Below are 10,810 nucleotides of genomic sequence, written 5' to 3'. Positions count from 1 at the left end.
ACGGCCTGACAGGCCAGAGCCGCCCACAGGCGCGTGCTGGATCGGCAGGTCCGCGGCTCCACCCCGAGCCGCAGGTTTCATATGCGCTGTTATCGGCGTTCATGGCCCCTAACCTACTTTGTCAGGGGAAGGAGGCGTTCTGTACGACCGTTGAACGGCAGGGACGGAATGAACCGGGCGGCCCGGCCGCTGCCTGAAACCCGTCGGGCCGTCGCGGCCATGGCCCGGGAGATTGTTTCAGGCGGCCAGGCCGGCCTCACAGGCACAGGCGGCGGGAATCGCTTCTGCGGTTTCCAGGGGAGCCAGCGGTGCGGGGCTTATGGGCGTGGGTCCCGGGCCTGTTGCGCGGGCCGTGCGCCCTCGTTGTCCTGCTTTCGGGCGAAGCATGGAGCTTGCCGCAGGAGACGGGCGGGTGGAATCAGAGCGCGCGGCAGGGGTGGGAACCGAAGGGATGGACCGGGCGCGTGTTCACCTGCCGGAATGAGAGGTGAGCACGCGCCCCGCGGGCCCGGTGTCAGGGGAGCTGGGGATCGACGCCGAAGTGGTTGGCCAGTTCGGTGATGACCGCGTTGGCGCCCTGGACGCTGACGGAGGTCAGGAAGGTGGTGTCATCCACGTTCAGGATGTCCCCTTCAAGCCGCTCCCACAGCGGGTTGGACCGGTAGCTTTCCTGCTGGGCCCGGGCCGGATCCCCCTCCGCTCCTGCGGGAGCATAGGTGCTGACCATGATCAGTCCGGCGTCGGCCGTCAGGATCTGCTCGGGGGAGAGCGGAACGAAGACCTTCTCCGTGGTGTCCGGCTGGCCTTCGGGACGGGGCAGACCCATGTCCGTCATGATGTGGCCGATGAAGGAATTGGACGAGTACAGCCGCGCGGTGTCGCCGCCGGCAAAGCGGACCAGGGAGTAGGTCATGTCCGGGTTGGCGGCCAGGATCTCCTCGCCCACGGCCTTGGCCCGGGCTTCGTAGTCGGCAATCAGGTCTTCGGCCTTCTCCTTCACGCCCAGGGCCTGGCCGAGGAAGATGACGTTTTCCTTCCAGTTGGCGCCAGTGGTTTCGGAAAAGACGGTCGGGGCGATCTTGGACAGCTGCGGGTACAGGGCCTCGTGGCGGATCTTGGCCGAGACAATCAGGTCCGGCTGCAGCTCCAGGATCTTCTCCAGGTCCAGCTCGGCCAGTGCGCCCACGCTGACCGCGTCCTGTGTTTCCTCGCTGACATCGCCCAGGTAGGAGCCGAACGGGTTCTGGGGGTCATGGTGGGCGTAGCCGACGATGTTTGCATCCAGCAGCAGCGCCGCATCGATGTAACTGGAGTCCAGCACCACGACGCGCTTGGGCTTGGCGGGAATTTCGGTGGTGCCCATCGCATGCTCGACGGTGAGCGGGAAACCGGCGGTGGTGCCGGCCTCGTCGGAGCTGGAGGCAGCCGCGGTTTCGCCGGAGGTGGAGCCGGTACCGCAGGCGGTGGTGCCCAGTAGCGCTCCCAGCACTGCAACAGCGCAGGCCTTCTTCAGGACGGAATGGATTGTCACGTGTTCACTTTCGGTAGTGGACCTGACGGTCGACGACGGGACAGCATCGGCAGACACCTTGGCTTTGGGCAGTAACTTAGGTGAGGCTTAGCTGTTCGTCGTAGACTGTAGCAGCACATTTGCCCCGCCTGTCCACTCCGTCACATTTGAGGAAATGTTGAAGACTCCACCCGAGGCCAGGAAGGCTTCCCTGCCCCGCCGGCTCGGCTGGCTGCTGCTGGCCGCCGCGGCGCTGGCCGCGGCCATGCTGGCCAGCGTCTGCATCGGCAGCGCCGCCTCCACCCCGGCCGAGGTCTGGCATGCCCTGTTCACGCCCACGGGCACCACCATGGATGTCACCATCCTGGAGTTGCGCTGGCCGCGGACCGTCCTCGGACTGGTGGTGGGCGCCTGCCTGGGCCTGGCCGGTGCCCTGGTCCAGGGCCACACCCGCAATCCCATTGCCGATCCGGGGCTGCTGGGCATCTTTCAGGGAGCGGCCCTGGCCATCGTGGCCGTCACCGCCGTCGCCGGTGCTGTCCCCGGGCTGGTACAGGCAGCCGCGGCCTTCGGGGGCGCCCTGCTGGCCTGCGCCCTGGTCTTTGCCATTGCCTCCGGAGCCCGGCACGGCGCCACGCCCATCACCCTGGTCCTGGCCGGTGCCGCGGTGACGGCCCTGTTCTCCGCGGTGGTCACGGCGATTGTGCTGCTCAACGATGAGGCCCTGGACGCCCTGCGCTTCTGGCAGGTCGGCTCCCTGGCCGGCGGGGACGGCACCTTGAAGCTGATCTGGCCGCTGGTCGCGGCCGGCGCGGCGCTGGCCGCCGCCAATGTGGCCTCACTGAACGCCCTGTCCCTGGGCGAAGACACGGCACGCTCCCTGGGCGTCTCCCTGCTGCGCGCCCGCACCCTCGGCGTCGCGGCCATCGCCCTGCTGGCCGGCTGCGCCGTCATGATGGCCGGACCCATCGCGTTCGCCGGACTGATCGTTCCGCATATCGCCCGCGCCATGGTCGGCGCCGACTACCGGTGGCTGGTTCCGGCGTCCGCCCTGTGCGGGTCGGCGGTCCTGCTGCTGGCCGACGTCGCCGGCCGGGTCATTGCCCGCCCGGGCGAACTGTCCGCCGGCGTGGTGCTGGCCGTCATCGGCGCCCCGTTCTTCATCCTGCTGGCCCGACGCCGGAAACTGGTCACGCTGTGAGCGCACCTGTCATCGAAAAAACGGAGCAGCCGGTCACCCTCCGCTCCATCCGGGCAGTGCGGATCGGCGGCGCCTCGTTCCGCTGGCACCCCCGCACGCTGGCCGTCGGCGTCCTTCTGGCCGTGCTGCTGCTGGCCACGGCTGGCCTCCATCTGGCCTTCGGCGGACTGGCCCTGGAGTACGCGGCGGTGATGCGGGCCCTGTTCGGGGACACCGCCGATCCGCAGACCCACCTGGCCGTGACCGAATTCCGGGCCCCGCGCACGGCCGCGGCCATCCTGGTGGGGGCCTGCCTGGCCGCCGCCGGGGCGATCACCCAGACGGTCGCCCGGAATCCGCTCGCCAGCCCGGACATCATGGGCGTGACCTCCGGGGCCGCGGTCGGTGCCGTGGGCGTCCTGCTGGCGGCCGGTGGCGGGGCCGCCGGGCTCAGTGGCGCGGCGGCCAACATCGGCATGCCCGCTGCCGCCTTCGCCTCCGGCGTCCTGGCCGGCACCGCGGTGTACCTGCTGGCGTACCGCAGGGGCATCGACAGCTATCGGCTCATCTTGGTAGGACTTGGTGTCTCCGGTCTGGCCACAAGCCTGACCACCTGGCTGCTGACCCTGGGCGACGTGACCAGCGCGGCCCAGGCACTGACCTGGATGATGGGCTCACTGAACGGCAAGGACTGGCCGCTGGTCGTGCCCATGGCCTGGATCGGGGTCGTCCTGATGCTGGCGGCACTGCTGGTCTCCCGCCTGCTGCTGGTCACCAGCCTTGGGGAGGAGACCGCCGTCGGACTCGGCGCCCGCCTGGGTGCGGTGCGGCTGGCAGCCATGGCCATCGCCGTCCTGCTGGCCTCGCTGGCCACCGTAGTGGCCGGCCCGCTGGCCTTTGCGGCGCTGGCCAGCCCGCAGATCGCCCGCCTGCTCACCGGCACAGCGGTGCCGCCGGTGGCCGTGTCCGCCCTCTTCGGTGCCGTGTTTGTCCTGGTGGCGGACACCCTCTCCGCCAATCTGCTGCCCACCTCGCTGCCCGTGGGCGTGGGCACCGCCGTCCTCGGCGCGCCCTACCTGATCTACCTGCTGCTGGCCGCGCAAAGGAAACAGCTATGACCGCCACCATCACTGGAACCACCGGCCGCCTGACGGCGCAGAACCTGTCGCTGGCCTATGACGGACGCACCGTCGTCGAGAACCTGACCCTGACGGTCCCGGACGGCTGCGTCACCTCCATCATCGGACCCAACGGCTGCGGAAAGTCCACCCTGCTCAAGGGGCTGGGACGCCTGCTGCCGCCCGCGGCCGGAAACGTTCTGCTGGACGGAACACCGCTGGGCCAGCGCTCCACCCGCTATGTGGCCACCCAGCTCAGCCTGCTGCCCCAGACCCCCAGCGCGCCGTCCGGGCTGACCGTCGCCGACCTGGTCTCCCGCGGCCGCCATCCGCGGCAGAAGTGGTACCAGCAGTTTTCCCGCGCGGATGAGCAGGTCATCATCCAGGCCCTGTGGGCCACGGACATCGCCGACCTGGCCGACCGGTCCCTGGAGGACCTGTCCGGCGGCCAGCGCCAGCGGGCCTGGATCTCCATGACCCTGGCACAGGAAACGGACATCCTGCTGCTGGATGAACCGACCACCTACCTGGACCTGGCGCACCAGGTCGAGGTCCTGGAGCTTGTCCGCCGGCTCAACCGTGAGCACGGCCGGACCGTGCTGATGGTGCTGCACGATATTTCCCTGGCGGCCCGCTACTCGGACCGGATCATCGCCATGCACGGCGGACGGATCGTCGCCGAGGGGGCCCCGGAGGAAGTGATCACCCCCGACCTGCTCCAGGACATCTTCGGTCTGCGCGCCGCTGTCATCACCGAACCCACCGAGGGCCGGCCCCACGTGATCCCCCTGGGCCTTTAAACCCCGATATCTAAACCCGGACACCGGAACAGCACCGGCATCAGCCGCTTCCAGGGGGAGCACGATGCACGGGCGGTACACCTGACCCCACAGGCGCGAGGCGGCGCGCCACAACCACCTCCCGATCCCCGTATTCTTCCGGCCAGTACCCGGGGTGGCGGACCTGCACAACGTAGGCGTCAATGTTTGGACAGGCCCGGTCAAAACAGTTGAACTCCCGCTAACACTGACAAGCCCCGGGGATGTCATATGCACTGTTATCTGCCGGTGGCTGGCTCTCTTAAGAAGCCGGGTAAGGCCCGGAAGACGCGTATCTAAGGGGTCGGGGCGTTCAGGTGCGTTTATGGTCAATTCATGGATCGGGACCAGGCTTATGAGCTGGAAGGGCAGACCTCGCTCAACGAGCTGCTCGACGAGCCGGTCGGCGTTACCCACATCCAGATGGTGTTGCCGATCTATGTGCAGCTCAGGCCGGGGGAATTCAGGCGTCTGTCCTGACGCGCGGCTGAACAGAATCAGAACCCTCTGACTTAGAGCTGGCGGTTATTCTGCACCGTCACTGAGAGACCTTCGAAAGAGCTGGAACGCGGCATCTACACGCCTCACTTCGAGCAATCTCGGGCATCGGGGAGACCACTCCCATTGCTGCCGTCATATGCGCTGTTATCGGCGTTTGAATGAGCGGGCGCCGGGAATCCGGGGAACCTGTTTTCGGATCTTTGGCCCAGGGGCCGGGCCTGCGGTGCCGGTTACTTTTCCGTTGGCCCGGGTGCCGGTTGTTGGTGCAGTGCCTTGTGCACGTAGCCGGCCAGGGTGTCTGCTGCCGCGGACAGGGCGCGGGGGTCGGCTGGTTCGGCGGCGGTGCCGGGCCGGTGTTCATAGAGGCAGGCCAGGGCGGCGGCGGCTTCGGAGAGCTCGGCGTGTCCGTCCGCGGCGCCGGCCAGCAGCCGGTTGCGCGCGGCCCGCAGCGCGGGGCCGGGGACACAGCCCAGCTCCCGGTCCAGCAGGTGCCGGTACCGTTCATAGGCCTGCAGGGCTTCGGCAGGGCGGCCGGCCGCCTCCAGGGCCAGGATCAGGGCCGTCCAGCCCCGATCACTGACCCGGTCCGTGTGCAGGGCCAACTGAGCCCAGTCGATGGCTTCCTGAATCCGGCCGATCCGCAGGGCTGTTTCGGAGGCGCGGATCCGGGTTTCGGTGACCTGCAGGGTGTGCCGGGCGCGTTCGGTCTCGGCCCAGTCCTGGTGCATTTCATCGGCCAGCAGGGGCTCACCGGTTAGCTCGAGCGCCCGGCACAGCAGACCGTAGGCCTGTTCCGGACAGGCGGGGCCGGCGGCACGGACCAGGGCCTCGAAGCGGTCCAGATCGATGTTGAGGAGACCGGGCTCGATCAGGTAGCCGTCGGCTGCGGCGCGCAGCGGGCCGGTGGTGCGTTGCCCGGGCTGGAGGTGGCGGCGCAGGACACTGATGTAGCTTTCCAGGGTGGCCTCCGGATGGCCGGGAGGGTCCCCGTTCCACAGCAGCTCGGCGATCTCGTTCCGGGACACGACGGTGCCGCGGTGCAGCAGCAGGATCTCCAGCAGCTGGCGCGGCTTGGGTCCGCCGAGACTGTAGGCATCAAGATCCCGGTCCCGGGTCCGGATCCGCAGGCTCCCGATCATCCGCACCCACATCGGCCGGCGCGGCTGCCCGGATGTCTTCATGACCGTCCTCCTTCACCCGATACCGTTTCCCGTCACCGGCGGTTCCGCCGGCCGGAGGCTTCCTTGCCGGTCAGTCATCGAGACCGCCGCTGTCATCAAAACCGTCCTCGAAATCTCCGCCGGAGTCCCGCAGGCCGCCCTTGTCATCGAACGGCTCCACGGCAGGCAGCTGCGGCACCGGAACCGGGACTGCCGGGGCGGGCACCGGTGCGGCCGGCAGCGGCACGACCGGAACCGGAACCGGTGCGGGCACGGCAGGGGCGGGAGCCGGAGCAGGGGGCGGGGTGACCGGCTGGGCTATGACTGTCTCCGGAGCCTCCGGCACCGCCTCGGGAGCGGGCTCTTCGGTGGGGGCGGGTTGGGCGGGGGCGGGCGGTTCGGCGCCGGCGGGCGGTGTCGCGGGGGCCGGACCGGTGAGCCGCACCGTCGGGATGTCATGGGCCGCCGGACTGACGGTGACGCCGATGCTGACTCCGGGCAGACCGGCGGCCGGCGGCCCGGCGGCCGCCTGGCTCCAGATCACCAGGGCCGCCGCGCAGCAGGCCAGCAGCAGGCCCGCGGCCAAACCCCACACCAGTCTCACCGCCGGGCTCCTCCCGCATGTGTCGTCATGCCCTTACTGTGCGCGGGGCCGATGAGAAGCGCATGAAAAAGCCGTGAAGGAACTCTCATCTCCGCCCCGGATGTCCGGAATCGAGTGTGAAACGCACCGGCTGGGAAAAGGTGGAAATGCCGCTGCCCGGCGGATGAGAAAACCTTCAGAAAGATCTCATACTGCTCTCATCTCCTACCCGGATAATAAAAGAAATTACTGCGGAAATAATCCGCCAGCCCAATAATTCCGGCCGGCCGACCCGCTGCCAGCTCGTATGGACGGACCAAAGCAGGGAGCGGACGCTCGTGTTTCCGCGCATCGCAGGTCTGTGTTGTGCCGTATATCCCGGAGGCATCAATATGCATCACGGATGCATTAAGGAATTCTCAGAAACTGTAAACCTTTTTCCAACCCGAAAGTGGGAAAAATACGTTCAGGAATTGCACACCGGAATTAACGCTCAAATAGCCGCGCACACCCCAATGTGAACGGCGCAGGCACAACGGTCCGCAACCCTGACCCCGGTGCCGGTGCGGCACCTCGAAATCCAGTGTTTGGAGAAAACCATGCAGAACAAGACCAGGCAGATCATCGGAACGGCCGCAGTTGCCGGCATTTTCCTCGCCGGCGGCATCACCGGCTCCCAGGCTGCCGACGATGTTGAAGATCCCGCCACCGTCGCGGCCGAAACCGTAGCCGCAGACACCCCCGCCGCAGAAGAGGCTCCTGCCGCAGAGGAGGCTCCTGTCGAGGAGGCTCCGGCTGACGAAGCCGAAGCCGAAGCCGAAGCCGAGGCAGAGGCCGCTGAGGAGGAAGCGGAAGCTGAGGAAGATACGGCTGAAGCTGCCGAAGACGCTGCCAAGGATGCGGAAGAGGCTCCTGAAGTAGAGGCTCCGGCTGAAGAGGCCCCGGTCGAGGAAGCCCCGGTCGAGGAAGCTCCGGTCGAGGAGGCCCCGGTCGAGGAGGCCCCGGCTGAGGAAGCTCCGGTCGAGGAGGCCCCGGTCGAGGAGGCCCCGGCTGAGGAAGCTCCGGTCGAGGAGGCCCCGGTCGAGGAGGCCCCGGCTGAGGAAGCTCCGGTCGAGGAGGCCCCGGCTGAGGAAGCTCCGGTCGAGGAGGCCCCGGCTGAGGAAGCTCCGGTCGAGGAGGCCCCGGCTGAGGAGGGCTTTACCGCCCAGGCTGTCGGTGTTGAAGCCGAAGAAGCTGAAGTCGAGGACGAAGCCGAGGACGAGGACGCGCTGGAGGGTGTTGAGGAACAGGCCGAAGCCATCGCCCACGTTGCCGAGGATGAATTCGACGCCGCCGAGGAAGCCCTGAGTGAGCTGGAGGAAGGTGCAGTTTCCGATGCGGAGCTGGCAGCGGCCCAGGCTGAGGCTGACCGGCTCGAAGAGGCCATGGAGGCGGCCGACCAGGTGGCCAAGGACACCGTTGAGGCCGCTGAGGAGGCCCAGGAGAACGGCACCCCGCTTCCTGCACCCGCTGCCGAACCCGTCGCTGCCGCTCCGGCACCGGTTGCCGAACCGGCCGCTGCAGAGCCTGCAGAGACCGAGCCGGCCGAGGCTGAGCCGGCTGAGACCGCTGTGCCGGTTGAGGTCGTGGAGGTCCCCGAGGTCCAGACCCCGGAGGCTGCCATTCCGGAGACGGCTCCGGTGGCTGAAGCTCCCGTCGCTGATGCTCCGGAGGCGGACGATGACATCGTGCCCGAGCCGGTGCATGTGCCCGGTGCCGATGACGTCCTTCCCGACGTCGAGGGTTAGAATCCCCTGCGCCTGAAGGTTATGGCCGGGTCTGCCGCGCATGTGCGGCAGACCCGGCCGTTATATGTGCTGCGGGGATAAGCACCGATAGCTGTTGTATTCCTGGTCATGGCAGCTGCGGAAACCGCAGGTCCGCCGGTACATCAGGCGCCGGTTGCAGGATGTGTGCGGGTCTGAAGCCCGGTGGGGCTTATTCGCATGAGGATGTCCACGCAGTCCAGGGCCGGCCATGGCCGGGCTGTCCTGCCGGCGGGAGGCGACGGCCGTGAAGTCCGCGGCGGATCCGCAGGAATGCCTGCTGCCCGGTTCCGGGGTTCTGGCCCCGCTGTGCTGACCCCGCTGTGCTGACGGGGTGCAGTAACACCCCGGAGCACGGCTCCCGTCCCGGGATGCGGGGCGGGAGCCGCGGTTCTAATAATTGGGGTCATTAAAACCGATCCACTACGGCCAGTGCAGGGACGGGCTGTTGCATTTACCTTGGGCCCGCCGGCACCCGGGGCGTCAGAGGGCGCCGGTGCCGAAGAGCAGGCCGAGCGCGTAGGTCACCGCCGCGGCGCCGTAGCCGATGGCCAGCTGGCGCAGGGCCCGTTTGAGCGGCGGGGCGCCCGAGAGCAGGCCCGTGATGGCCCCGGTGATCAGCCGGGCCAGTCCGACGATGACCCCCGCGACGATGACAGCGGCCAGCCCCTGCAGGCCGACCAGGTAGGGAAGCACCGGGATAATGGCGCCGGAGGCGAAAAAGCCGAAACTGGACAGCGCCGCGCCCATGCCGGTGCCGATGGCCTCGTGCTCATCACGGTCCGCGGTCCGGGGCTCTTCCGCCCCGACGGAGCCCGGATCGGCCAGAGCTCGGCCGCCCGGTCAACAGCCTGCCGGGCACTCATGCCGCGGGCCCGGTAGATCAGGGCCAGTTCATTGGCTTCCTGGTCCAGGCGCTGCAGAGCCCGGCGGGCTTCGGGGTCCGGGATGGAGGCTTCCAGCAGTTCGCGCTGGGAGCGGACGGAGACGAATTCGCCGGCTCCCATCGAGAGGGCACCGGCGAGCAGACCGGCGATTCCGGTCAGCAGCACGACCCGGTTGGGCACCCCGCTGGCTCCGACGCCCAGGACCAGCGACAGGTTGCTGACCAGCCCGTCGTTGGCGCCGAAAACCGCCGCACGGAAGGTTCCCGAGAGCCGGTTGCGTCCGCGGGCGGCCAGGGCCCGGACCACCTCCTCGTGGATCTTTTCGTCCGCGGCCATGGCCGCGGTCGCATCGGCGTCCCGCTCGTACGGGGAGCGGGATTCGGCCCGCTGGGCCAGGGCCAGGACGAAGACCGAACCGAACCGGCGGGCCAGCAGGTCCAGCAGCCGGGTCCTGAGATCACCGCGCCGCGGGCGGCCGATGTTGTCGCCGTGCAGGTTCTCCCAGTGCTGTTCGTGCCGGCTTTCGGCCTCGGCCAGGGCCAGCAGAATCGCCCGTTCCTCGCCGGAACGCCGGCCGGCCAGATCCCGGTACACTGCGGCTTCTGCCCGTTCATTGGCCAGGTGGCCGGCTGATTCCGGTCAGGCACATCGGTCATGACTGTCCTCACGGCTGCGCACTGACCGGAATGCGGCGGCGGGCGCGGCTTCGATCAGAGCAGAATCTGATCGAAGGTCTCGCTCGCCCGCCATTTGTGGCGGGTGGCGCACCGGCCTCCCGTCCGGGAAACCAGTATGTCGATGCGCCGCTGCGCCCGCGCTTGGCGGGCGGTGGGAACTACTCCCCTTCGACGCCCCTCATCCTAATCCATCCGGCACCCGCCCTGACCGCCCTGACCCGCCCTGGCCCGCGGGGACCGGACGGTACCGGACGGCAGGGGACTGCACCCGTCCGACCGATCCGGTTGCCGGGCGGCTCCTCCCGCAGTGTCAGGAGTGCGCAGGCCGCCGGTTCCCACCCCAGCATCCGATCACTGGGGTGCAGTCCGGGCCGCAACCAGGCCTGAAAGGCGGATGCTGGACAGTGACGGGCCGGTCGGGACCGGCCCCGCAACCGCAGAACCGCCCCCGGCCTTCCTTGTCCCGGACGGCAGGTGGCGGCGGACGGGCAGGAGGAGCACATGCAGAAAACAGCCCTTCCGGCGCTGCTGTCCGCAGCGCTGCTCGCCGGCTGCGGCACCGCCGCGGACC

At 68.7% G+C, this 10,810-nt stretch carries 8 protein-coding genes and 1 pseudogene; 5 read left to right on the top strand and 4 right to left on the bottom strand.

Annotated elements, in window-relative coordinates; translation table 11 throughout:
* Positions 1-514 precede the first annotated feature (514 nt).
* On the bottom strand, positions 515-1,531 hold the full coding sequence (locus tag AC5RWU_RS22580) for an ABC transporter substrate-binding protein (protein WP_493986419.1): 1,017 nt from the start codon (positions 1,529-1,531) through the stop codon (positions 515-517).
* 154 nt (positions 1,532-1,685) lie between these two features.
* Between AC5RWU_RS22580 and AC5RWU_RS22575 the strand changes: the two genes are divergently transcribed.
* The 4 genes from AC5RWU_RS22575 (at position 1,686) to AC5RWU_RS22560 (ending at position 5,106) form a co-directional block, all read left to right on the top strand.
* Entirely contained in the window at positions 1,686-2,711 is a 1,026-nt protein-coding gene (locus AC5RWU_RS22575) for a FecCD family ABC transporter permease (RefSeq protein WP_493986418.1), read from the top strand.
* Complete coding sequence (locus tag AC5RWU_RS22570; RefSeq protein WP_493986417.1) at positions 2,708-3,808, top strand: FecCD family ABC transporter permease; 1,101 nt, start codon at positions 2,708-2,710, stop codon at positions 3,806-3,808. The genes AC5RWU_RS22575 and AC5RWU_RS22570 overlap by 4 nt, the downstream gene beginning before the upstream one ends.
* Positions 3,805-4,608, top strand: coding sequence for an ABC transporter ATP-binding protein (locus AC5RWU_RS22565; protein WP_493986416.1), 804 nt, complete (start codon positions 3,805-3,807; stop codon positions 4,606-4,608). Before AC5RWU_RS22570 ends, AC5RWU_RS22565 begins: the two co-directional genes overlap by 4 nt.
* A 354-nt stretch (positions 4,609-4,962) precedes the next feature.
* Entirely contained in the window at positions 4,963-5,106 is a 144-nt protein-coding gene (locus AC5RWU_RS22560; RefSeq protein WP_493986415.1) for a hypothetical protein, read from the top strand.
* Between the two features lie 251 nt (positions 5,107-5,357).
* Here the strand turns inward: AC5RWU_RS22560 and AC5RWU_RS22555 are convergent, their stop codons facing one another.
* Positions 5,358-6,308: an AfsR/SARP family transcriptional regulator gene (locus tag AC5RWU_RS22555; protein WP_493986414.1), complete on the bottom strand. Its 951-nt coding sequence runs from the start codon at positions 6,306-6,308 to the stop codon at positions 5,358-5,360.
* 70 nt (positions 6,309-6,378) lie between these two features.
* Complete coding sequence (locus AC5RWU_RS22550; RefSeq protein WP_493986413.1) at positions 6,379-6,891, bottom strand: hypothetical protein; 513 nt, start codon at positions 6,889-6,891, stop codon at positions 6,379-6,381.
* A 578-nt stretch (positions 6,892-7,469) separates the two neighbouring features.
* Here AC5RWU_RS22550 and AC5RWU_RS22545 point away from each other — a divergent pair.
* Positions 7,470-8,657 (top strand): hypothetical protein, encoded by a 1,188-nt coding sequence (locus AC5RWU_RS22545; protein ID WP_493986412.1) that lies wholly within the window; start codon positions 7,470-7,472, stop codon positions 8,655-8,657.
* Positions 8,658-9,158: 501 nt separating this feature from the next.
* Here AC5RWU_RS22545 and AC5RWU_RS22540 read toward each other — a convergent pair.
* Positions 9,159-10,183 (bottom strand): annotated as a pseudogene (locus AC5RWU_RS22540) (VIT1/CCC1 transporter family protein).
* Between the last annotated feature and the right edge of the window lie 627 nt (positions 10,184-10,810).

The sequence above is a fragment of the Arthrobacter sp. B0427-1-12 genome (assembly GCF_059092905.1).
The sequence above is the reverse complement of the archived record's forward strand: the minus strand, read 5'-3'. Positions and strand labels throughout refer to the sequence as shown.

Coding starts and splice junctions, on each gene's coding strand:
- AC5RWU_RS22555 (WP_493986414.1), bottom strand. CDS start 6,308: ATGAAGACATCCGGGCAGCCGCGCCGGCCGATGTGGGTGCGGATGATC.
- AC5RWU_RS22565 (WP_493986416.1), top strand. CDS start 3,805: ATGACCGCCACCATCACTGGAACCACCGGCCGCCTGACGGCGCAGAAC.
- AC5RWU_RS22575 (WP_493986418.1), top strand. CDS start 1,686: ATGTTGAAGACTCCACCCGAGGCCAGGAAGGCTTCCCTGCCCCGCCGG.
- AC5RWU_RS22545 (WP_493986412.1), top strand. CDS start 7,470: ATGCAGAACAAGACCAGGCAGATCATCGGAACGGCCGCAGTTGCCGGC.
- AC5RWU_RS22560 (WP_493986415.1), top strand. CDS start 4,963: ATGGATCGGGACCAGGCTTATGAGCTGGAAGGGCAGACCTCGCTCAAC.